Here is a 22894-nt window from a genome sequence, read left to right as displayed (position 1 = left end):
GGTGCGCGTGCGCACCGGCCCCGCCGGCGCCGCGATCACCGCGGCGCGGCGGCCGCCGCGCCGTGTGCGCGGCGGCGTGTCGACGACCAGGTCGACAGGGCCACGCGCTCGCGGATGTCGGCGCAGACCGCCAGCAGCTTGTCCAGCTCAATCTCGGTCAGGCCGGCGTTGAGGGTCAGGCGCACCAGCGAGCGGTTCTTGGCGGTGGCGGGCGCGCAAAACACCGCGCCGTATATCCCCTGTTCCTCGAGCGCCTTGCGCAGCACCAGCGTGCTTGGCTCGGTGCCAGCCTCCAGCGCGATGATCTGTTCGCTGCCGTCGCTGACGTTGTAGCCCAGGCCAGCGAGGCCGGCGCGGATGCGCCGGGTATTGCGCCGCAGCGTCTGGCGGCGGTCTTCGGCCGCCCGGATGAAGTCGAGCGCGGCGTCGAACCACGCCAGCTCGTGCGTCAGCAGGCAGGAACTGAAAATCGCCGGACGCGACGACGACAGGAAATAGTTCTTGAACTTGCTGGAGCAGGTGACCAGGCCGGCGCGCCCGCCGAAGGCCTTGGCCAGCGAGGCGGTGCGGAAATGCACGCGCTCGCTGACGCCTAGCGCGGCGACCAGGCCGGCGCCCTCCGGTCCATGCGTGCCCAGCGAATGGGATTCGTCGACCACCAGGATGCTGCCGCTGTCCTCGGCCACGGCCAGCACCTCGAGCAGCGGGCACAGGCTGCCATTGGTGCTGTACACCGAGTCCACCACGATCACGCCGGGCCCGTGCCTGGCAACTTGACGCTTCAAATGGCTTGCATCATTATGCAGGAACGGCAGCGCGCGCGCTTGCGCCGACAGCACGCCTTCCCACAGGGAGGCGTGGGCCATCATGTCGAGATACACGGGCACCCCGGGCGCGGCGATGCTTTGCAGCAGACCGACGTTGGCGGCCCAGCCCGATTGCGTCAACAAGCTGTCCTGCGATCCCAGGTAGGCGGCGAATTTTTGTTCGAGCTGGTGCTGGACGCTGCCCGCCTGCAGGAAAACCGAGGACATCAGCATGTCGCCGCCAAATTTCAGCTGCGCCGCCTGGGCCAGGATCAGCTCGGGCTCGGCGGTGATGCACAGGTAATCGTTGCTGGCGACATAAATGGCGTCGGGTCCGGGCGCGCGCCACTGATGCATGTGCTCGCCACCCAGCAGGCGTTCGACGCGCTCGCAGAAGTGCTGGTCCATGCGTTTGTTCACGAAATTCGGTAGAATTTGCTCGGCGGCAATTTTAAGTTTGCTGGCGGGGGCGGTTGCTTGTTCCATATTGTGTTCCTTGCTTAAGATGTATTTATAAATTAATGAAGTTATCCATGAGTTACCGCTGCCTTGTCGATGCCCGGCTAGCGTCCGGACCATGCGCTCGTCACGCGCACGGCATCTATCCTACAACTTGCTTCATCAACATTGCAAAAAAGATATGATTAAAAATGCGCTGCCGACGTTGCGCGCGCGCCTGGTGGCGTACCGCCAGGATTCGAGCCGTTGGTGGCTGGCTTACAATAATGATAATGACATCCTGGTCAAGCGGGTGGTGGCGCTGTCCTGGATCGGCCTGGTGGGCATGCCGCTGTTTTATTTTCTGTGGGGGAGCTGGATACCGCAGCCCTACGAAAGCCCCATGCTGCGCGGCATCGGTTTCGTCTTGTGTTTGCCAGGCGTCATGGCGCGCCGCTACGCCGACCGGTGCTGGCTGTCGGCCTACCTGTTCGTCGGCCTGACCTATATGCTGCCGTTCTTCTTCACCTATATGTACCTGATGAACGGTGGCAACAACATCTGGAGCCAGTCGCTGCTTGTGGCGGTGATCGTGCTGTTCCATTTCGATACCGCCACTGCCTTCCTGGTCTATCTGGTCGGTACCGGCCTGGCCTACCTGGCGTACAGCGAACACTGGTGGATCGGCGCGGAGGGCCTGGCCGACGGCCGCGTCAGCGTGGGCGAACTGACGCAATGGCCGATCCATGTGTTTGCCATCGGCTGCGTGTCGCTGGTCAAGGTGGGGCGCGACGTGCTGGCGCGCGAACGCCTGGCGGGCATGGCGAGCGCGCTGGCCACCGTATCGCACGAATTGCGTACCCCCTTGCTCAGCATCGACGCCAACTCGCGCGGCATGCGACGCATCCTGTCCGAGGCCCGGCTGCCGGACGCCGGCCACGAGGCCTTCGACGGTGCGCTGACGCGGGTGTCCTCGGAAGTGCGGCAGATGAACACGACGATCGACTTGCTGCTGTTGGGGGTGACGTCCGGCAACAAAAATCTGCAGGGCAATCAGATGCTTTCCATGCTGGCGATGGTTTTATCCGCGCAGGAAAGATATTTTTTTACTAATTCGCCGGGACAGGATATGATCTCGCTCACGCTGCGCGCGGATTTCCAGTTTCAGGGCCAGCCGGAGTTGTGCTCGATGGTCCTGATCAATCTGATGCGCAACGCGGTCGCCGCCGTGCAGCGGGCGGGCAAGGGGCGCATACGCATCATTATCGACGGCGCGCGAGCCCGGCCCAGGGTGCTGTTCATTGATACCGGATGCGGCATCGCGCCCCGGAATCTGCGGAATATCTTCCAGCGCTTTTACTCTTCGCCAGCGGGGAACGGCGCCGGAATCGGCCTGGCATTTTGTAAGGATGTACTCGACGCATGGGGCGCGCAGATACGCTGCGTTTCTCGCTTGCATTATTACACTGTGTTCGTCCTGGAGTTTGCGCCGTCACGGCCGAATCCGCCGTGTTAGCCGCGGAGCGGCCGTGACGATATTCATAGATTACTCATTGCCATTGATGGAAAAATTTCTTAGTGTTTATCAGCACCCGACTACCACGGTCTTCATCGACGACAATCAGCGCTTCCTGGACAGCCTGTCGTTTCAGCTGGATCCCCGCATAGCGCACAAGACGTTTCAAAACGCCGGCGAGGCGATCACCTGGATACGCGAAGCGAGCCGCAACGCCGCCGGCCGCGGCCTGTCGATCGAGGTCAGCTACGACGAGCAGGTCCTGTCCCTGGAGCGGCGCGTGGTGTCGGTCGACCTGGAGCAGATTTACCGGCGGGTGATGAACCCCCAGCGGTTTCTGACGCCGTCGGTGCTGGTGGTCGATTACGCCATGCCGCAAATGAACGGGGTGGCGGTCTGCGAGGCGCTGGGGAGTCTGCCATGCAAGAAAATCATGTTTACCGGGCAGGCCGACGACAAGGTCGCCATCGACGCGTTCAATCTGGGGCTGATCGACCACTTCCTGACCAAGAACGACCATGCGGTGCTCGACCATCTCGCGGTCGGCATTCGGACGCTGGGGAACGCCTTCTTCGTCGACCAGTCCAGCACGCTAAAGGAATTGCTGGGCCGACAGTCGCACAGCTTCCTATTCGATCCGGTGATGACGGACTTGATCGGGCGTTTGCGCAAGCAGTATGACTTCGTGGAATATTATTTGTTCCTCAATCCGACCGGCCTGTTGTTTTTTGATTTTCACGGAACACCGACGCTGATGGTGATCGAGACCGAGGCTGGCATGCTGGCCCACTTCGAGGCGGCGCGCGACGCCGGCGGCCCCGCCGGACTGGTGGCCGGGCTGGAGGCGATGCAGATACTGCCGTTCTTTTCCGATACCGGCATGTACGTCGACGCCATCGAAGACAGCTGGCAGGCGTATTGCTTGCCAGCGCAGCATTGCCAGGGGCAGCAGGATTATTTCTGGGCCTTGTTCGATTTGCCATGCCGCTATTTGCCAGGACCAATTTATTCGTATGCGGATTTTCTGAGTGATCTGCTCAAGCGCCGACAGTGAGAGGACACTGATGTTGGATTTCAAAGTGAGTGAAGGGCTGACCCATGACGATGTGGCCGTCGTCGCCGGTGCGGCCGACTGGCGGCAACTGAGGACCGGCGTGAAGGGCGTGCTGGCGCGGCTGGGGGTGGCCCAGTTCATGTTGAAGCTGGATGTCAAGGGCAGCGAGGGCTCGCTCAGCCATGTCGTCGGTACGCTGCCCGCTCCCATGCTCAACTTGTTCGCCAACCGCGAGCACGCGGCCTCCGACCCTATCGGCCGTCAACTGCTGGTGTCCGGCCTGCCGTTGCGCTGGCAGCCCGCGAAGGTCGCCGGGCCGGCGCCGACGATCTACCCCTTGCTCGACACGTCGGGGATAGTCCATGCGCTCAGCCTGATGGTGCGCAGCGGGCAAGCGGCCAGCCGCATCGATTTTTATGGTGACAGCGTCCATCCGTTCGCCACCACCTGCGTGCAGCAGGCATCGCTGGTGCTGCTCGGCCTGTATTTGCATGACCGCGCGGAGATCTTGTGGCGCGAGCGGGCGCAGCAACCGGCCGCCTTGCTGTCCAAACGCGAGCTGGAGTGCATCCATTGGAGCGCTGCGGGCAAGACCAGCCGCGAGATCGGTCTTATTCTGGGCATTTCCCAGCGCACCGCATATTTCCATCTCACTAATGTGGCCACCAAGTTGAACGTCCATACGACCCGCCACGCGATCAGCCGCGCGATCGCGCTGGGCCTGCTGTCAACCTGATCGGCCTGATTTATCTATCGACGACAGACGCCAAAGTGAATTGTTGCGCAAGCGTGGCGTCGCCGGTCAGGCGAGACCTGCCTGCTTGAGCCGGCGATACACGGTGCGCTCGCTCATGCCCAAGGCGGCCGCCAGCGCTTTGCGCGTGCCGGCAAAGGTGCGCGCGAACTCGGCGAAACCTGCTGCATCCAATGGCGCTGCGCTGTGCGGCACGGCAGGCGCGACCAGGCCCAGGTGGGCCACCTTGATTTCGCCATCGTCGGCAAAGAGCCGCGCGCGCTCAATGACGTTGCGCAACTCCCGTATATTGCCGGGCCACGGATACTGGCCCAGCGCCGTCAGCGCCTCGGGCGAGATGCGCTGGGTGGCATTGCCGCCACTGCGTTGCAGCAAGGACTCCACCAGCAGCGCAATGTCGCCGCTGCGCTCGCGCAGTGGCGGCAGGCGCAACGGGAAGGCGGCGATCCGGTAGTACAGGTCCTGACGGAATTGGCCGTCGGCGACCATGCGTTCGAGCGGCTTGTGGGTCGCCGTCACCAGGCGGAAGTTGGTCTGCAGCGTCTCCAGGCCGCCGACGCGGCGATAGGTTCCCGATTCAATCAGCCGCAACAACTTGACCTGCATGCTGAGCGGCACGTCGCCGATCTCATCGAGGAACAGGGTGCCGCCGTTGGCCGTTTCGGCCAGGCCGGCCTTGCGCGCCAAGGCGCCGGTGAACGCGCCTTTTTCATAACCAAACACTTCGCTCTCGAACAGCGTCTCGGTCAGTCCCGAGCAGTCCACGACCACGAAGGGCCCGCTGGCGCGCAAGCTGGTTTCGTGCAGGGCACGCGCGAACAGTTCTTTGCCGGTCCCCGATTCGCCCAGCAACAGCACCGGCAATTCCGACTTCGCCACGCGCTGCAGTTCGCCCAGCGCCCGGTTGAACGCCGGCGACTGCCCGACCAGTCCCGATCCACGGGCCCTGGCGGAGGCTTGGCGTACCGTTTGCAAGCGCTCGACGAAACCGATCACCCGGTGGCTGGCGTCGATGATCGGTCGCAGTTCGACATCCACATGTTCCGGGCCGCGTGGCGTGTGGTGGATATGCAGCACGCGGTCGGGTGCCTTGGACGCCAGGGCGCTTTGCAGCGGGCAGTGTTCGCCGGCCTGGTCGCAGGGCACCGAAAATCGATGGGAGATCGCATAGCACTTGTGGCCCAGGTAAGGCTTGCCGGCCACGGCGAACTGGCGTTCGTAGGCGGTGTTGGCCGCCAGGATTTCATACGCCGTGTTCATCACGATCATCGGCGCGGTTTCGTGGTCCAGGTAGGAAATCAGTGCGCGCACTTCGGGCGCCTGGAGTAGATGGTGATCCGTCATGAGCGTTTTCCTAAAGGTGACTGCCAAACTGCCAATGGCAGTATGCCACTGCCACGCGTGACTGTCACGCTGGAATAGTGGATTGCCGGAAACCCCATAAAATCAGGTACTTGCGGTCGGCGCCCAGCTGGCACGGGTTTTGTATAGATCAGCAGGTGATCACACTGACAGGGAGTAGGGGATGGAACAACTGTACGTCGAAGGCTTGTTTGACGCCGTCACCAGCACGATCAGTTACATCGTCATGGACCGCCAGAGCCGCGCCTGCGCGCTGATCGACAGTGTGCTCGACTACAACCCCAAGTCGGGACGCACCCATAGCGGCAGCGCCGACCAGCTCATCGAGCGGGTGCGCGCGCTCGGCGCCGAAGTCGAATGGATACTGGAAACGCACGCCCACGCCGACCACCTGTCGGCCGCGCCCTATCTGAAGCAACACCTTGGCGGCCGCATCGCCATCGGCAGCCACATTCGCCAGGTGCAGGAGGTGTTTGGCAAGCTGTTCAATGCCGGCCCCGATTTCGCCCATGACGGCAGCCAGTTCGACCATCTGTTCGGGGATGACGAGGTGTTTCATATCGGTATGCTCAAGGCCCATGCGATGCATACGCCGGGCCATACGCCGGCCTGCATGACCTATGTGGTCGACGGGGGCGACGCGTCGGCGGCGTTTGTTGGCGACACCTTGTTCATGCCGGATTACGGTACCGCGCGCTGCGACTTCCCCGGCGGCGACCCGCGTGTCCTGTTCCGTTCGATCAATCGCGTGCTGAGCCTGCCGCCGGAGACGAAACTCCACATGTGCCACGACTACCGGCCCAACGGTCGTCCGCTGGCGTTCGTCACCACGGTGGCCGAGGCGCGCGCCAGCAACATCCATGTGCGCGACGGCATCAGCGAGGAAGAGTTTGTGGCCATGCGCACCGCCCGCGACGCCACCCTCGACATGCCGGTGCTGCTCATGCCGTCGGTCCAGGTCAATATGCGCGCCGGTCAGCCGCCGCCGGCCGAAGCCAACGGCGTGCGCTACCTGAAAATACCGCTGAACGCCGTTTGAAGCTGCGCGGGCGAACGAGGAGACCATGGTGAAAATGCAGCAGCTGACAGAACAACTCTACATCGCGCCGCAGATCGGCCCTGGCGACATGGCCGATATTGCGGCGGCGGGCGTGCGCGCCATCATGTGCAACCGTCCGGACGGCGAGGGCGGCGATCAGCCGGGCTTCCGTGAAATCGCCGCCGCGGCCGAACTTGCGGGGCTGGAAGCGCACGATCTGCCGGTGACGCCGGGGCAGGCGTCGGTGCAGCAGGGCGTCGAGTTCGACCGCCTGATGCAGGCGCTGCCCAAACCAGTGCTGGCGTATTGCCGCAGCGGTATGCGCAGTGCGACATTATGGGGCCTGGCCAATGCCGCCCGTCTGCCGCCCGAGCAGATCGTCAATCGCGCCGCCACCTGTGGCTACGACCTGAACGCCCTGGTGCGGCGCCTGGCCGGCAGCGTCGATCCGTATGCGGTCAACGACGCCCGCCACCAGATCGTCATTGTCGGCGCCGGCGCCGCCGGCATTGCGGTGGCGGTCAGCCTGCTGGCGCGTGAGCCCGCGCTCGATATCGCCATCATCGACCCGGCCGAGGTGCACTATTACCAGCCGGGCTGGACCCTGGTCGGCGGCGGCGTCTTCGAGCCGGCGCAGACGGCCCGCGTGATGGGCGCGCTGATCCCGCGCGGCGTACGCTGGATCAAGGCGGCCGTTGCCGGCTTCGTTCCCGAGCATAACGTGGTGCTGCTCGAAGGCTGCCGCACGGTGCGCTACGAGCGGCTGGTGGTGTGTCCCGGCCTGAAGCTGGACTGGGACGGCATCGCCGGCCTGGGCGACACGCTGGGCCGCCACGGCGTCACCTCCAACTACCGCTACGACCTGGCCTCCTACACCTGGGAACTGGTGCGGCGGTTTCGCGGTGGCCAAGCCTTGTTCACCCAGCCGCCGATGCCGATCAAGTGCGCCGGTGCGCCGCAGAAGGCGATGTATTTGTCCTGCGACACATGGCGCCGCAACGGCGTGCTCGGGCAAGCCAAGGTCCGTTTCATGACGGCCGGCGCCGTGTTGTTTGGCGTGGCCGATACGGCCGGCTGGATCGACGTCGATCAGGCGACCTTGCGCCACAAAATCCATCCCAATATCTTCGGCCCGGGCGACGCCGTCAATGCGCCCAATGCCAAGACGGCGGCGGCGGCGCGCAAGCAGGCGCCGGTGGTGGCGCATAACCTGCTGGTCGATCTGGGCGCCGAGGCGCGCGAGGCGCGCTACGACGGCTATGGTTCCTGTCCTTTGACGGTCGAGCGCGGCAAGATCGTGCTGGCGGAATTCACCTATGGCGGCAAGCTCGCGCCCAGCTTTCCATCGTGGCTGCTCGACGGTACGCGGCCGTCGCGCCTGGCCTGGCTGCTCAAGGAACGCCTGCTGCCGCCACTGTACTGGCAAGGCATGCTCAAAGGGCGCGAGTGGATGGCCCAGCCGGAACTGGTGGGCTAAGCGGAAAGGAGTGAACCATGGGCGTGAGCCTGATACTCGGTGCCGTGGTCGGCATCGTCATGGGCTTGACCGGCGCCGGCGGCGGTATTCTGGCCGTGCCGTTGCTGGTGTTCGGGCTGCATATGACGGTTGCCAGCGCGGCGCCGATCGGACTGCTGGCGGTCGGCATCGCGGCGGCCATGGGCGCCGCGCATGGCCTGCGCGCCGGTGTCGTGCGTTATCGCGCGGCCTTGCTGATCGCGCTCATCGGCATCGCCTGCAATCCGCTTGGCCTGTGGCTGGCGCTGCGGATGCCGGTGCGCTACCTGACCATGGTGTTTGCCGTGGTGCTGATCGGGGTCGCCGCCAAAGGTGCGCGCGAGGTATGGCTGGCTGACCGGCAGGTTCGCCACGCCAGCGCCTATCCTTGCCGCCTCGATAGCGGCAGCGGCAGGCTGGCCTGGAACCTGCGTTGCGCCACCCGGCTTTCCCTGATGGGCGCCGGCGCCGGCATGTTGTCCGGCCTGCTCGGGGTCGGTGGAGGCTTTGTCATCGTTCCGGCATTGCAACACTTTTCGAATCTGGCCATGCGATCCATTGTTGCCACCTCGCTGGCGGTGATTGCGCTGATTTCGCTGGTCAGCGTCGCCGGCACCATCCACGGCGGCCATTTCGACCTGGCGCAGGGCATCCCCTTCGCCGCCGGCGCCACGGCGGGGATGTTGTTGGGCGGGCGGTTTGCGGCCAGCTTGAAACCGGAATATCTGAAACTGGCGTTTTCCCTGATCTGCCTGGCAGTGGCGTGCGGCTTGATCGGGAAGTCGCTGATGTGAGGTAAGAGCGTGTGCTTGCCTGGCGGCGCCGGGACTGGCCGCCCGGATTAAATTTTTGCAGTGAAACCGCATCCTTGAGGAGAGTCATCATGAACGCAAACGTGGGAAGTATAGACCGGGCCATCCGCATCGTCATCGGACTGGCGTTGATCGGCGCGGCGCTGGCCGGGGTCATCGGCGCCTGGGGTTGGCTCGGTGTCGTGCCGCTGGCCACCGGCCTGTTCCGTTTCTGTCCGGCGTATTTGCCGTTCGGCATCCGCACCTGTGCGGCCAAAAAATGAGCACCGGTGGAGGCGTGGCGATGACGAACGATGGAAATGGCTATCTGGAGCTGACGCAGTCGGTGTCGAAACAACTGGCGACCTTGCGCGAGGACTTGCCGGATGTGATGAAGGGCTTTGGCGATTTGGCGCGCGCGGCAACCCGCGACGGTGCGCTCGACCGCAAGACCAAGGAGCTGATCGCGCTGGCCCTGGGCGTCGCCGCCCATTGCGACGCCTGCATCGGTTTTCATGTGCAGGCCTTGGTGCGGCTTGGAACCAGCAAGGCCGAACTTGAGGAGGCGCTCGGCATGGCCATCTACATGGGGGGCGGTCCGTCGGCGATGTATAGCGCCAATGCGCTGGCGGCGTACGCGGAATTTACGGCCGGAGCATGACATCCGCAAGAGGTGATAGCCGGCAGCGCGGGGAGGGGCGTATCTCCACATGCTGGCCGACGCGCGCTATGGCTGGGCGCGCGCTGGGCGGGCGCCAGCGATCAGGCCGCGGCGGCAATCCCCTACAAGGGAATGATGGGATCGCCGATGGCGCGCATGCCTGCCCCGAACAATACTGTCCATGAACATCCTTTATTGAGGGGAATATCATGGAAAACAAGTTCGCCGCGCCGCGCCACGGCCAGTCTGGCCCGTCGTCGCCGAGTCGCAACTCGCCGCGGGCGGCCGCGCCCAGCCCGGAACGCATACGCGAAATGCTGGGCTGGCGGATGTTGCAGCAAGCACCGCGCGCCTATCGGGCCGGGTGAGGGGCTGTGGCACGGCATGCCGTCGTCGTTTGCCTTGCATGGCGCCATCGCGCTGCTGTCCCACTGCGGAAGATGGCTATAGTAACAATCTTTAATTTGTAACAATGCTAAAGAGTCATGTGCTGCTAGCCGATACTCTCGGATATGACATGGGGGACGGTGATGATCAAGGCAGTGGGATCTGGTGCGGGCACCAGCAGCACGTCAAGCGGAACTAATGCGATTGAGGTGCTGCAAGCGAAAATGGGCGACCTGATGAAGAAGCTGAGGGAGGCGACCCAGGACACTAGCCCTGGCGCGAAAGAGCGCCTGAAGCTGCTGCAAATGCAGATCCAGGCGCTGCAAACGCAGATCCAGCAGTTGCAATCGGCCGCCGCGCAGAAGGCCGCGCTGGAACAACTGAAGCACCAGCAAGAACTGGCCGCCGCTGAAAAAAAGAAATTGACCGACACCACCTTGGGCAGCGTGGTCGATACGCTCGCCTGAGCCTGGCGGCGCCGCATTTCCTATCCAATCGGTAATGAAGCGCCCATCCTGTAGTGAGACCGGACTCGCTAAAATGCCTGCCGCAAGTTGGCCCGCAGGGCGCAGCCTGCACTGGAAATTCCGAGCGAATCAGGGTTATGATGTCCCCCTATTCTCATCTTCGCGCAACGGCGAATAAGACCGCACTGACGGTCAACAATAATAAGATTTTCTTGAACAGGGTAGTATGAAGACTATTGAATTGGCAGGCGGTCCACATGCCGTGCTGGCATTGCACGGCCTGTTGGGCAACCCGCTGGAAATGCAGTATGTGGGCAAGCGCCTGCAACGTGCGGGTTACACGGTCGTCATCCCGCTGATACCAGGATATGGCTATTCGTCCGGCCAGGCCGACTCGTATCGCACCACGCGCAGCGAGCGCTGGTTCGAGGAAGTGTCGCGGCTGTTCGACCAGCTCAAGCAGACCCATGCCAGCGTCTCGGTGGTGGGCTTGTGCATCGGCGCGGTGCTGGCCTTGCGCCTGGCGATCGAGCGTGGCGACCAGATCGCCTCGCTGGGCCTGCTGGCCACCACGCTGGCCTACGACGGCTGGAGCATCCCGAAATACCGCTTCCTGCTGCCGCTGGCGTACTACACGCCGCTGCGCCATTGGTACTCCTACCAGGAACGCTATCCCTACGGTCTGAAAAACGAAAACCTGCGCCGCTGGATCGCCCGCGAAATGAAGGTCAGCGATTCGTCGGCGGCCGGCGCCTCGCGCCTGTCGGCCGAGGGCATCTTCCAGGCGCAGCGCCTGATCAAGCAGGTGCGCAGCCAGTTGTCCAAGGTGGTCGCGCCGGCGCTGATCATCCACGCCGAGGAAGACGACGTCGCCAGCACCAAGAGTGCCGACCTGGTCGAGAGCAGCATCAGCTCGCCGAGCCGCCGCAAGATCATCCTGCACAACAGCTACCACATCATCACCCTCGACAACGAGAAAGAACTTGTTGCCGACGAAACGATCGCGTTTTTCAACCAGCATCTGCCGTCCGAGGACGCCCTGCTGAACCGCGCTTAACACCTACCATAGCGAGACTATTTTTATGAATTCCTTTCCAACCGTCGCCAAACTGCTGGCCAAGAGCCTCGATGTAGCCGAAGAAACGATCCAGCCGCAAACCGAACTCGAAGCGCTGGGCGCCGATTCGCTGACCGTGATTGAACTGATTTTTGACCTGGAAGAAGCGTTCGGCATCGAGGTGGGCGACGAGCGTCCCAAGCTGGTGGTGGTGCAGGACATCGCCGACCAGATCGATACCTATCTGGCCGGCAAGGCCGCCAACGCATGAGCGCGCGGCGCGTGGTGATCACCGGCCTGGGGGCGATCTCTTCCCTGGGCGTCGGCGCCGAGCATAATTTCGAGCAAGCCCTGGCCGGCCGCAGCGGCATCGGCCTGTTGCAGCTGGCCGGCGAACGCCAGCGGCCGGGCACGCCCGCCGCGCAGATCCGTAGCCCCTTGCCCGAACTGGTCAAGACGTCGGAATTGCCGATCTTCGATCGCTTCTCGCTGCTGGGCTGGGCCGCCGCCAGCGAGGCGCTGGCCCAGTCCGGCCTGGACGCCAGCGTCGCGCCCGAGCGCAGCGGCGTGTTCTGGGGCAGCGGCATGGGCGGCGCGCTCACCGTTGAATCCGGCTATGTCGACCTGTTCGTCGACGGCAAGACCCGCGTGCGGCCGATGTCGGTCGTGGCCGGCATGACCAATGCGGCGGCCGCGCAGATCGCCTTGCGTTGCGGCTTCAAGGGCAGCGTCAACAACTACAGCAGCGCCTGCGTATCGTCGGCGCAAGCCATCGGCGAGGCTTACCGCCACATCCGCCACGGCTACGCCGACCGCGTGCTGGCCGGCGGCTCGGAGGCCTTGCTGGGCTACGGCGTGGTCAGCGCCTGGGACGCGCTGCGCGTGCTGGCGCCGCTCGACGCCGAGCACCCCGAGCGTTCGTGCCGGCCGTTCTCGGCCGGCCGTGGCGGCCTGGTGCTGGGTGAGGCGGGCGCCGCCGTCATGCTCGAATCGCTGGAGTCGGCGCAGGCGCGCGGCGCCACCATCCTGGCCGAGCTGCTTGCCTACGGCGCCAGCAACGACGCCACCCACATCACCAAGCCCGACGCCGACGGCCAGGAACGGGCGATGCGGCAGGCGCTGGAGCAGTCCGGCTTGCCGCCATCGGCGATCGGCTACATCAACGCCCACGGCGCCGGCACGCCGGCCGGCGACGTGGCCGAGGCCACCTCGATCAAGCAAGCCTTCGGCGCGGCGGCGCGCGAGCTGCTGGTCAGCTCCACCAAGTCCATGCACGGCCATACGCTGGGCGCGGCCGGCGCGCTGGAATTCGTGCTGACCACCCAGGCCGTGCGCCACGGCGCGGTGCCGCCGACCGCCTTCCTGGACCAGCCCGATCCGGAATGCGATCTCGACTTCGTGCCGCGCGAGTGCCGGCGCGGGCTGACCTTGCAGGCGGCGATGTCCAATTCCTTCGCCTTCGGTGGCAGCAACGTCGCGCTGATCGTCGGCGCGTTTCGATGAGCGCTGCTTGCCGGTGCCGGGTCTTGCTGGCGCTGCTGTGCGCCGCTGGCGCGCAGGCGCAGCAGACGCAGCTGGTGGGTGATATCGGACTGGGCGTCAGCGTGGCGCCGGTCGCGCTGCCGGCGCAGTCGCGCAGCGGCAGCGCGGTCCCGTACGCCAACTTCGACTACGGGCCGGTGTTTGCGCGCATCGATACCTTCGGCGTCAAGCTGGCGCCGGTCGGCTACGGCAGTGTCGAACTGCTGACGCGCGTGCTGGAGGACGGCTACCGCGGCAGCGCGCCGCCGCACACGCAGCAGCGCTCGTCGATACCGCTGGGCCTGGGCACTTTGCAGGTGACGCCGGCCGGCGCCTTCATGGTCAATCTGTATCGCGACCTCGGCAAATCGCACGGCGCCATGCTGGACCTGATGTATGCGGCGGAAATCGAGCAGGGCCGCTACACCTTCTATCCGCAGGCGGGCGTCGAGTACCGTTCCGCCAGTTACGTCCGCTACTACGACGGCGTGGCGCGCTCGGCCAGCAATCCGTTTGCCGGCCTGCTGGTGGAGGCGCAGCTGGGCGGGCACTGGTACCTGGTCGCCAACCTGCGCCGCAGCTGGCTCGATGCTTCCATCCGCAGCAATCCCGCCGTGCGCCGCCGCTCGCTCGATTCTGGCTTGGTGGCGGTCAGCTACCGCTTCGACTAGCGCATCACACGTCCACTTTCACGCCCAGTGCTGGACAGTGTCACGCCGCCAAGTGGCTGATGGTCAGTCGGTTATTTCAGGGAGTATGGTCGGATCCAGAAGAATCGTATGCTGCTTTGAATTTCTTTCGCAGACAAAGATATCCTCTTTGGGGCCATCTTTTGGACCAAGGTGGCGCAGATCCATATGGGACTCGCACCATGGGCAAGTCGCGGTCAGCCGATTGATGCACAGATCGTCATTGACGTTTAGTTCGAGGTAATACCTGCCAAACATGATGTGCTCGAATCTGCGCCGTTTTAACACCTCTGGAATCGCGAGCAAAGTCATGCCGACGCCGAACAGGAGCATCGAGGCCGGAGTCCAATTCGAGAATCTTCCAAAGAACGACGGCAGCAGCGTCAACAAGAGGGCCACGATGCCTGCGCTAGTTGTCGCTTTCCCCAGCGTTGCCAGCCCGCGTCGCCGAATCCGCTTTCCCGACAATGCAGGATGCCGCACGACTCTCAGCTGTTCGATAGTAAAGATCGGCTTGCCACTGTCAGTTTGAATGGTAGTAGTGACGGGTACAGGTGCATAGGCAGGAAAGTGTTTGAAGAACTCATCTCGATCTTTGGCCAGATCGGAGACCAGGTCACTCCAGAAAAGCAAATTAACGGTGAACTTGCCTTGCGCGGCCCGCGCTGCGGAAACAATCCGTATCTTCTCTTGGAGCGCGCTGTCGCGGCTGGCAGTCGTCGCAATGTACAGCTCGGTCAATGGCGGATTGAATGACTCGGCATTTTGTATTTCGGCCAGCACGGTTTTTTCAGATACGCCGTCTATCGTATTCTTGCACTGAATTCCAATTGCCGCCGCAGGTAGGCCAGACGTACCGAAGATATCGACGCCGCGCTGGCGCTGGCCGCTGCGGCCGTTGCGGAAGAAATCCGTGCGTCCCCAGCGGATCTTGGCGGCGGATAGGGCGATATCTTCGAATTCGTCCCATGTTCGTGGCGGGGCAAACTGGGATCCAGGGATGGTAGGCATGTGAATCGAACATTCCTTTGCGTCGAAATAAGAATTGGTGAGGATGTATCTGTAAGGAAATATTTTACTATTATTGGCGAGTGACGGATTTGCGATCGCGTAAAATAGTGCCCCTTGCATGCTTGCCGTCCCTTTTCCTCATGATTGCCGTTGATATTGCCGCCACCGACTTCCGCCCGGACCTGGTCCGCTGGCGCCAGCTCGTCACGCCCGCGTGGCTGGCGGCGCTGACGGCGGGCGCCCGGGTGGAGGCAGCGCCGGCGGCGGCCTGGCGCCTGTTCGAGGTCGGCTGCGGCGGCGCCGCGCTGTTCGAGCAAGCCCATATTCCGGGCGCCGCTTATCTCGACACCTGCGACATCGAGCAGCAACCCTTGTGGAACAAGGTCTCCGACCAGGCCCTGCTGGCGCTGCTGCTGGCGCGCGGCGTGCGCCACGACAGCACCGTCATCCTCTACGGCCGCAACAACCTGGCGGCCGCGCGGCTGGCCCACCTGCTGCTGTACGCCGGCGTGGCCGACGTGCGCCTGCTCGACGGCGGCTACCCGCGCTGGCAGGCCGGCGGCCACCCGTGTGCGCGCGGGCCGGCGCCGGCATGCGCGGCCGCGCCCGACTTCGGCGTCGCCTTCCCCGCGCATCCCGAATACCTGGCCAGCACCGCCCAGGTGCGGGCCCTGCTGGACGGCGGCGACGGCGTGCTGGCCAGCATCCGCACCAGGGCCGAGTTCATGGGCCAGGTCTCCGGCTACAGCTATATCGCCGCCGGCGACATCCCCGGCGCGCGCTGGGGCAGGGCGGGCGAGGACGGCGACGTCAACAGCATGAGCGCCTACCACCGCGCCGACGGCAGCCTGAAACCGGCGGCCGACATCGTCGCGCCGTGGGCCGAGCACGGCATCGGGCCCGGCAGGCCGGCCACCTTCTACTGCGGCACCGGCTGGCGCGCCTCGATGGCCTTCTTCTACGCCTGGCTGATGGGCTGGCCCGAGATCAGCGTCTACGACGGCGGCTGGTTCGAGTGGAGCCAAACCCCGCCGCCGGCCTGAGCGGCGTCCAACTTTCCATACAAACCCCGTCCAGGGCGTTTGGATTTCGGGACGCCTGCCGCGCCCCGTCAAATGTTTCTAAAATGAATTATATTTAGAATCAAGGACTTGCTTCCGAATTTATGTCTGTCAAAGGCTGGCACAGCCATTGCTATGTAGCCCACACCCGCCTGCGCATGCTGAGCGGTGACGACAACAAAAACCGGAGAAGCCAAGTGAAAAAGAAACGCCCATTAACCCTCTACATCCTGATCGCCATGGTACTCGGCGTGCTGGTTGGCTATGCCTGCCACTACACCTTCCCTGACAAGGCACTCAGCGCCGACATCGCCAGCCACATCTCGATCGTCACCGATGTCTTCCTGCGTCTGATCAAGATGATCATTTCGCTGCTGGTGTTCTCCACGCTGGCGGTCGGGATTGCCCACATGGGCGACGCCAAGGCGGCCGGCCGGGTCGGCATCAAGGCCATGGGCTGGTTCGTCATCGCTTCGCTGGTGTCGCTGACCCTGGGCATGGTGCTGTCGAACTTCATGCAGCTCGGTTCCCACCTGGGCCTGCCGCTGCCGGCGGTCGACGCCACCACCGGCCTGAAAACCGCGGCCTTCACGCTGAAGGACTTCGTCAGCCACATGGTGCCGAAGTCGCCGATCGAGGCGATGGCCAACAACGAGATCCTGCAAGTGCTGGTGTTCTCCATCTTCTTCGGCAGCGCGCTGAGCGCCATGGGTGAAGCCGGCGCCAAGCTGACCGCCGTGATCGACCAGCTGGCCCAGGTGATGTTGCGCATCACCGGCGCCATCATGAACCTGGCCCCGCTGGCCGTGTTCGCCGCGATGGCATCAGTCATCACCACCAACGGCCTGGGCATCCTGGCCACCTTCGCCAAGTTCATGGGCGGCTTCTACCTGGGCCTGGTGTGCCTGTGGGCGCTGCTGATCCTGGGCGGCTTCGCCTTCATCGGCAAGCGCGTGTTCCGCCTGATGGTGCTGATCCGCGAACCCTTCCTGCTGGCGTTCTCGACCGCGAGCTCGGAAGCGGCCTATCCAAAACTGCTGGTGGCGCTGGACCAGTTCGGCGTGCAGCGCAAGATCTCCAGCTTCGTCATGCCGATGGGCTATTCCTTCAACCTGGACGGCTCGATGATGTACTGCACCTTCGCCGTGCTGTTCATCACCCAGGCCTACGGCATCGACCTGTCGCTGGGCACCCAGATCACCATGCTGCTGCTGCTGATGGTGACCTCGAAAGGCATCGCCGGCGTGCCGCGCGCCTCGCTGGTGGTGATCGCCGCCACGCTGAACCAGTTCCATATTCCGGAAGCGGGCCTGCTGCTGTTGATGGGCATCGACCAGTTCCTGGACATGGGCCGCTCCGCCACCAACGCGGTCGGCAACGCTGTCGCGACCGCCGTGGTCGCCAAGTGGGAAGGTGCGTTGAACGAAGAAGTGGAACAACCTGTCGTCGCCACGATGCGTGCGGCTTGAAATAATTAGAGGAGACTGCAAGATGCAAAAGTATGTCATGAGCGCGCTGGCGCTGGGATTGGTGTCGGCTGTCGCGCAGGCGCAATCGAGTGTGACCGTGTACGGCGTGGCCGACGCCGGCCTGGTGCTGGAGCGCGGCGGCGCCGCCGGCAACCTGCAAAACATCAGCAGCGGCGTGGGCTCCGGCTCGCGCATCGGCTTCAAGGGCAAGGAAGACCTGGGCGGCGGCATGAGCGCCGGCTTCGTGCTGGAGAACGGCTACACCATCGACACCGGCGCCGCCGGGCAGGGCGGCCTGCTGTTCGGCCGCCAGGCGTATGTCTGCCTGTCCGGCAAGGCCGGCGCGGTCAGCATGGGGCGCCAGTACATGCCGTACTACAAAGCCCTGCGCGATGTGGCCGATCCCTTCGTCACCGGCTTCGCCGGCAATGCGCAGAACCTGTTCTTCCCGAGCACCCGGGTCGACAACTCGGTCGAGTACATCACGCCGCGCTACAACGGCTTTTCGGCCGACGTGATGTACGGCTTCGGCGAGACGGCCGGCGACAGCGCCAAGAACCGCAGCATCGGCGGCTCGGCCAGCTACGACAACGGCCCGCTGAGCCTGGTGTTGGCCCACCATCAGCGCGACAACGCGCTGGCCACCGCGCACACCCGCTACACCATGCTGGCCGGACGCTACCGCATCGACGGCGTGACCGGCCACGCGGCCTATTCGCGCAACCAGGACCTGCTCGGCGTCACCAGCCGCGATGCGCTGCTGGGCGTGAGCGTGGCGGCGGGCGCGGGCAAGTTCCTCGCTTCCTACATCGACCATCGCGACGACTCGGCCGCGCACCAGCGTTCGCGCCAAGCGGCGATCGGCTATCTGCATCCGCTGTCGGTGCGTACCGACCTGTACACTGCATATGGCCGCATCCTCAACCGCAACGGCGCCAATTTCCACGTCGGCACGGCGACCGACACCGGCACCGGCACCACCGGATTCAACCTCGGCGTGCGCCATGTGTTTTAATGTGAGCCGATGAAACCACAATAACAACAGGGGAGTTTATGGCCGCAGCAGCGCAGACCGACTTGCCGTCACGGCCGGGCCGCCGGTTGCTGCGCCGGGCCGCGCCGTGGGTGCTGGTGCTGCTGTGCTGCATCGCGGTGGCAGTGCTGGCCTGGCGCTGGACCGAAAGCGCAGCGACCGACAAGCTGCGCCTGGCCGGCGCCCAGCGGCTCGACAGCTACGCCGTTAGCCTGGAAAACCTGCTGTCCAAATATGACTTCCTGCCCGGCACGCTGGAACTGAACAAGGATGTCATCGCCCTGCTGCAACGGCCGGACGACGAGGCCCTGCGCGCCGACGTCAACGCCTACCTGGAACAGGTCAATCGCCTGTCCCGCTCCACCACCATCTACATCGTCAACCTGCAGGGGCTGACCCAGGCCTCCAGCAACTGGCGCCAGCCGGACAGCTTCGTCGGCGACAACGTCGCCTTCCGTCCCTACGTGCGCGATGCGCTGCGGCGCACGCCGGGCGGCTTCTACGGCGTCGGCACCACGCGCGGCGAGCCGGGCTACTTTTTCGCGCACGGCATTTATCACAACGGCCGCATGCTGGGCGTGGCCACCGTCAAGGTCAACATCGAGACGCTGGAAAACGGCTGGGTGCAGGGCGCCGACAAGGTGATGCTGACCGATGCCCACGGGGTCGTCTTCCTCAGCTCGGTGCAGGACTGGAAATACCGCACGCTGGCGCCGCTGTCGGCGGAGGTGTTGCAAGAGCTGGAAGTGTCGCGCCAGTATTTCTCGCACGCCTTGCTGCCCCTGGGCATGCGCGCATTGCGCAAGCTCGACAACGGCGCCACCATCGTCGCCACGCCGGCGCCGGCCGACCATGCGCGCATGCTCAGCCAGACCCGTTCGCTGGCGCCGCGCAAATGGCAATTCGTCTACCTGTCCGACCTGGCGCCGGCCGAGGCCAGCGCCCGCAACGCCTTCCTGTTCACGCTGCTGTCGGAAGCGCTGTTGCTGATGCTGGTGCTGTACGGCCGCCAGCGCCGCCGGCTGGGACGGCAACGCCAGCGCGCGCGCGTGGACTTGCAGCGCGCCTACGACCACCTGGAAACCATGGTGGCCGAGCGCACCGCCAGCCTGCAACAGATGACCCACAACCTGAGCGAGGAAAACGTTGTGCGCCGCCAGGCCGAGCAGAAGCTGCGGCAGGCGCAGAGCGAGCTGGTCCAGGCCGGCAAGATGGCGGTGCTGGGCCAGATGTCGGCCGGCATCACGCACGAGCTGAACCAGCCGCTGACGGCGCTGCGCACCATGTCCGACAACGCCCGCGTGCTGATCGAGCGCGGCCGCCTGGACGAAGCCAAGGACAACCTGACCACCATCTCGGAACTGGTCGGCCGCATGGGCGCGCTGACCGGCCAGCTGCGCCAGTTCGCCCGCAAGTCCGACGCCAGCCTCAGGCCGGTGCCGGTGGCGGCCGCGATCACCGCCGCGCTGTTCCTGGTGGAGCGGCGGGTGGAGCAGGAGCGGGTCAACTTCCGCATGTCGATGCTGAGCCAGGACGTGTATGCGCTGTGCGACAGCAACCGGCTCGAACAGGTGCTGGTCAACCTGTTCACCAACGCGCTCGACGCCATGGCCGGCTGCGAAGTGCGGCAGTTGGCCGTCAGCGTGACCCGCAGTTTCAACAAAGCCATGATCGCCGTCTCGGACACGGGGCCGGGCATACCGGCATCGGTCCGCGGTCATTTATTCGAACCATTTTTCACAACAAAACCGCAAGGGCAGGGCCTCGGCCTTGGACTGGCGATATCCGAGCAGATCATCCGCGAGTTTGGCGGCCAGCTACTGGCCGAATCCACCACCGCGGGCGGCGCCCGGTTTATCATCGAGTTGCCCATTGCGCAGCAGGAGACAGCATGAAAGTATTATTGATCGAAGACGACGCCACCGTGCGCGCCGGCAGCGCGCAGGCGCTGGACCTGGCGGGCATCGAGGTGCAAGCCTTCCACACCGCCGAACAGGCGCTGCCCCTGATCACGCCGGGATTCGACGGCGTGGTGGTGAGCGACGTGCGCCTGCCAGGCATGAGCGGCCTGGACTTCATGGCCGCCGTCAAAGCCATCGACCCGCAACTGCCGGTGGTGCTGGTGACCGGCCACGGCGACATCACCATGGCCGTCGGCGCCATGCGCGACGGCGCCTACGACTTCATCGCCAAGCCGTACTCGTCGGAGCAGCTGACCGACGTGGTGCAGCGCGCAATGGAAACCCGGCGGCTGGTGCTGGAGGTGGCCGCGCTGCGCCACCGCATCGAACACGGCGAGGGCATCGAAGCGACGCTGTTGGGCGATTCGGCGCCGATGCGCGAGCTGCGCCGCCTGATCCTGGACCTGGCCGACGAGCCGGCCGACGTGTTGATCTACGGCGAGACCGGCACCGGCAAGGAGATGGTGGCGCGCTGCCTGCACCAGTTCAGCCGCCGCCACCAGCGTAATTTCGTCGCGCTCAATTGCGGCGCGATCCCAGAGACCATCTTCGAGAGCGAGGTCTTCGGCCACGAGTCGGGCTCCTTCACCGGCGCCGGCAAGCGCCAGATCGGCAAGATCGAGCACGCCGACGGCGGCTCACTGTTCCTCGACGAGATCGAAAGCCTGCCGATGGCGCTGCAGGTGAAGATGCTGCGCGTGCTGCAGGAGCGCTATGTGGAGCGGCTCGGTTCCAACAGCCCGGTGCCGGTGGATGTGCGGGTGATCGCGGCGGCCAAGGTCGACCTGAAGGAATGGTCGGACCAGCAGAAGTTCCGCAGCGACCTGTACTACCGCCTCAACCTGATCGTGCTGAACCTGCCGCCGCTGCGCGAGCGGCGCGAGGATATCCCGCTGCTGTTCGAGCACTTCCTGCTGGGCGCCGCCGCGCGCTACAAGCGCAGCGCGCCGCCGGTGCCGGGACCGCTGATGCAGGCGCTGATGGCGCACGACTGGCCGGGCAATGTGCGCGAGCTGCGCAACATCGCCGAGCGCTTCGTGCTGGGCTTGTCGAGCGGGGCCGACGGACTGCTGTCGGCGCGCAGCATGGCGCCGCTGCCGCTGGCCGATCAGGTGGGTTGCTTCGAGCGGGCCGTCATCGAACAGGAATTGCGGCGGGCCAGCGGCAGCGTCACCGAAGTGAGCAGCGCGCTGGGCGTGCCCAAGCAAACGCTGTACTATAAAATGCAGAAGTACGCGCTGACGCCCGACGATTACAAGTAGGCTTTAGTTCAACGGCCTTTCGCCGTGGCGCAGCGTCAGGACCTGGACACCGTTGCGTGTGACGGCCACCGTATGCTCGAACTGCGCGGACAATTTGCCGTCTGTCGTCACGACCGTCCAGCCATCGTCTTCGGTGCGCACGGCGCGGCCACCCTGGTTGAGCATGGGTTCGATGGTGAACACCATGCCTTCGCGCAGCACTAGGCCGGTTTTTGGCTTTCCCCAATGGAGTACTTGCGGCGGTTCGTGCATCTCGCGGCCGATGCCATGTCCGCAGTATTCCCTGACGACCGAATAGCCGCTGCGCCGGGCGTGACGTTGGATCGCATGGCCGACATCGCCCAGCCTGGCGCCGGGACGGACGACGTTGATTCCCATCCACATGGCCTCATACGTCACTTGCACCAGCCGCTTGGCCAATGGCGGCACGTCGCCGACCAGATAGGTTTTGCTGGAATCGGCGATGTAGCCATTCTTCTCCAGCGTGATATCGAAGTTGACGATATCCCCGCTCTGCAAGAACTCCGTCGCGGAGGGAACGCCGTGGCACACCACGCTGTTGCGGGAGGAGTTCAGCGCATAGGCAAATCCATACTGGCCCTTGCTGGCCGGCCGCGCGTTGAGTTCATCAACGATGTAGCGGTCGACCAGATCGTTGACCTGCATGGTGGACATGCCGATCAGGTCCAGCTGGTCCAGGCGGCCGAATACGCTGGCCAGCAGCTTGCCCGATTCCGCCATCAGTGCGATTTCCTCGGGGCGCTTGGTCATGCCACCACACTCCGGCCCACCTGTGTTTCGACGCCGGCGGCCCGCAGTTCCCGCGCGATGATCTCGTTGAAAGTCAGCGTAGGATTCATTTCGCTCAACATGCCCATCTTGATCCAGAAGGCCGCTTGCGCGTTGATGGACCGGCACACCACCGCGCTCGCTTTGCGGATCTGGTCGTGCAGGTCCTCGTCGATGTTTACAATACCCATTTTTATCCTATATATGAAACGTATATGAATCATATATTCCACGGGGCGTGACGGCAAGCGATATTTTTGTGTGGGCATTG

The 22894-nt window shown here is 64.4% G+C and carries 24 protein-coding genes; 19 read left to right on the top strand and 5 right to left on the bottom strand.

Translation table 11 applies throughout. The features are described 5' to 3' along the window. Positions 1-35: 35 nt before the first annotated feature. Complete coding sequence (cqsA, locus tag KVP70_RS17330) at positions 36-1292, bottom strand: alpha-hydroxyketone-type quorum-sensing autoinducer synthase (protein WP_217943446.1); 1257 nt, start codon at positions 1290-1292, stop codon at positions 36-38. A 91-nt stretch (positions 1293-1383) separates the two neighbouring features. On the opposite strand from cqsA, the gene KVP70_RS17325 reads away from it, so the two are divergent. From KVP70_RS17325 to KVP70_RS17315, 3 genes are read left to right on the top strand one after another with little or no spacing between them, the layout of a single operon-like run. Further along, entirely contained in the window at positions 1384-2760 is a 1377-nt protein-coding gene (locus tag KVP70_RS17325; RefSeq protein ID WP_229224876.1) for a sensor histidine kinase, read from the top strand. 13 nt (positions 2761-2773) lie between these two features. Further along, entirely contained in the window at positions 2774-3814 is a 1041-nt protein-coding gene (locus tag KVP70_RS17320; protein ID WP_262311769.1) for a response regulator, read from the top strand. Positions 3815-3824: 10 nt separating this feature from the next. Next, complete coding sequence (locus KVP70_RS17315; RefSeq protein WP_217943445.1) at positions 3825-4550, top strand: helix-turn-helix transcriptional regulator; 726 nt, start codon at positions 3825-3827, stop codon at positions 4548-4550. A 66-nt stretch (positions 4551-4616) separates the two neighbouring features. On the opposite strand, the gene KVP70_RS17310 is transcribed toward KVP70_RS17315, so the two are convergent. Further along, entirely contained in the window at positions 4617-5912 is a 1296-nt protein-coding gene (locus KVP70_RS17310) for a sigma-54 interaction domain-containing protein (RefSeq protein WP_217943444.1), read from the bottom strand. Between the two features lie 181 nt (positions 5913-6093). On the opposite strand from KVP70_RS17310, the gene KVP70_RS17305 reads away from it, so the two are divergent. The 11 genes from KVP70_RS17305 (at position 6094) to KVP70_RS17255 (ending at position 14019) form a co-directional block, all read left to right on the top strand. Further along, positions 6094-6969, top strand: coding sequence for an MBL fold metallo-hydrolase (locus KVP70_RS17305; RefSeq protein ID WP_217943443.1), 876 nt, complete (start codon positions 6094-6096; stop codon positions 6967-6969). A 28-nt stretch (positions 6970-6997) separates the two neighbouring features. Further along, on the top strand, positions 6998-8446 hold the full coding sequence (locus tag KVP70_RS17300; RefSeq protein WP_217943473.1) for a bifunctional protein tyrosine phosphatase family protein/NAD(P)/FAD-dependent oxidoreductase: 1449 nt from the start codon (positions 6998-7000) through the stop codon (positions 8444-8446). 17 nt (positions 8447-8463) lie between these two features. Further along, positions 8464-9258: a sulfite exporter TauE/SafE family protein gene (locus KVP70_RS17295; RefSeq protein ID WP_217943442.1), complete on the top strand. Its 795-nt coding sequence runs from the start codon at positions 8464-8466 to the stop codon at positions 9256-9258. 89 nt (positions 9259-9347) lie between these two features. Then, positions 9348-9539: a YgaP family membrane protein gene (locus KVP70_RS17290; RefSeq protein ID WP_217943441.1), complete on the top strand. Its 192-nt coding sequence runs from the start codon at positions 9348-9350 to the stop codon at positions 9537-9539. After that, positions 9536-9916 (top strand): carboxymuconolactone decarboxylase family protein, encoded by a 381-nt coding sequence (locus tag KVP70_RS17285; RefSeq protein ID WP_229224874.1) that lies wholly within the window; start codon positions 9536-9538, stop codon positions 9914-9916. Before KVP70_RS17290 ends, KVP70_RS17285 begins: the two co-directional genes overlap by 4 nt. Positions 9917-10125: 209 nt before the next feature. Further along, the gene (locus tag KVP70_RS17280) at positions 10126-10284 is read left to right on the top strand and encodes a hypothetical protein (RefSeq protein ID WP_217943440.1); all 159 of its coding nucleotides are present in this window, start codon (positions 10126-10128) and stop codon (positions 10282-10284) included. 144 nt (positions 10285-10428) lie between these two features. Beyond that, positions 10429-10770 (top strand): FlxA-like family protein, encoded by a 342-nt coding sequence (locus KVP70_RS17275; RefSeq protein WP_307730281.1) that lies wholly within the window; start codon positions 10429-10431, stop codon positions 10768-10770. A gap of 226 nt (positions 10771-10996) precedes the next feature. Then, the gene (locus KVP70_RS17270; protein WP_217943438.1) at positions 10997-11827 is read left to right on the top strand and encodes an alpha/beta hydrolase; all 831 of its coding nucleotides are present in this window, start codon (positions 10997-10999) and stop codon (positions 11825-11827) included. A 25-nt stretch (positions 11828-11852) separates the two neighbouring features. Continuing rightward, positions 11853-12098, top strand: a complete 246-nt coding sequence (locus KVP70_RS17265; protein ID WP_217943437.1) for a phosphopantetheine-binding protein — start codon at positions 11853-11855, stop codon at positions 12096-12098. Next, positions 12095-13330, top strand: coding sequence for a beta-ketoacyl-[acyl-carrier-protein] synthase family protein (locus KVP70_RS17260; protein WP_217943436.1), 1236 nt, complete (start codon positions 12095-12097; stop codon positions 13328-13330). The genes KVP70_RS17265 and KVP70_RS17260 overlap by 4 nt, the downstream gene beginning before the upstream one ends. Further along, the gene (locus KVP70_RS17255) at positions 13327-14019 is read left to right on the top strand and encodes a MipA/OmpV family protein (RefSeq protein ID WP_217943435.1); all 693 of its coding nucleotides are present in this window, start codon (positions 13327-13329) and stop codon (positions 14017-14019) included. Before KVP70_RS17260 ends, KVP70_RS17255 begins: the two co-directional genes overlap by 4 nt. Before the next feature lie 63 nt (positions 14020-14082). Here the strand turns inward: KVP70_RS17255 and KVP70_RS17250 are convergent, their stop codons facing one another. After that, positions 14083-15048 (bottom strand): hypothetical protein, encoded by a 966-nt coding sequence (locus KVP70_RS17250; RefSeq protein WP_217943434.1) that lies wholly within the window; start codon positions 15046-15048, stop codon positions 14083-14085. Between the two features lie 140 nt (positions 15049-15188). Here KVP70_RS17250 and KVP70_RS17245 point away from each other — a divergent pair, with 140 nt between their 5' ends. From KVP70_RS17245 to KVP70_RS17225, 5 genes are all read left to right on the top strand, one after another. Beyond that, on the top strand, positions 15189-16091 hold the full coding sequence (locus tag KVP70_RS17245; RefSeq protein ID WP_217943433.1) for a sulfurtransferase: 903 nt from the start codon (positions 15189-15191) through the stop codon (positions 16089-16091). A 215-nt stretch (positions 16092-16306) separates the two neighbouring features. After that, positions 16307-17578: a dicarboxylate/amino acid:cation symporter gene (locus KVP70_RS17240; RefSeq protein ID WP_217943432.1), complete on the top strand. Its 1272-nt coding sequence runs from the start codon at positions 16307-16309 to the stop codon at positions 17576-17578. Positions 17579-17600: 22 nt separating this feature from the next. Next, a complete protein-coding gene (locus KVP70_RS17235; RefSeq protein WP_217943431.1) occupies positions 17601-18593 on the top strand; it encodes a porin in 993 nt (330 codons plus the stop codon). Positions 18594-18631: 38 nt separating this feature from the next. After that, positions 18632-20506, top strand: a complete 1875-nt coding sequence (locus KVP70_RS17230; RefSeq protein WP_217943430.1) for a sensor histidine kinase — start codon at positions 18632-18634, stop codon at positions 20504-20506. Next, positions 20503-21834 (top strand): sigma-54-dependent transcriptional regulator, encoded by a 1332-nt coding sequence (locus KVP70_RS17225; RefSeq protein ID WP_217943429.1) that lies wholly within the window; start codon positions 20503-20505, stop codon positions 21832-21834. The genes KVP70_RS17230 and KVP70_RS17225 overlap by 4 nt, the downstream gene beginning before the upstream one ends. A gap of 3 nt (positions 21835-21837) precedes the next feature. Here the strand turns inward: KVP70_RS17225 and map are convergent, their stop codons facing one another. Then, a complete protein-coding gene (gene map / locus KVP70_RS17220) occupies positions 21838-22605 on the bottom strand; it encodes a type I methionyl aminopeptidase (protein WP_217943428.1) in 768 nt (255 codons plus the stop codon). Then, the gene (locus KVP70_RS17215) at positions 22602-22814 is read right to left on the bottom strand and encodes a ParD-like family protein (RefSeq protein WP_020706182.1); all 213 of its coding nucleotides are present in this window, start codon (positions 22812-22814) and stop codon (positions 22602-22604) included. Before KVP70_RS17215 ends, map begins: the two co-directional genes overlap by 4 nt. Positions 22815-22894: the final 80 nt, after the last annotated feature.

This window comes from Duganella violaceipulchra (assembly GCF_019166075.1).
Lineage (GTDB): Bacteria > Pseudomonadota > Gammaproteobacteria > Burkholderiales > Burkholderiaceae_D > Rugamonas > Rugamonas violaceipulchra.
This window is presented reverse-complemented; position numbering and strand designations above follow the sequence as displayed.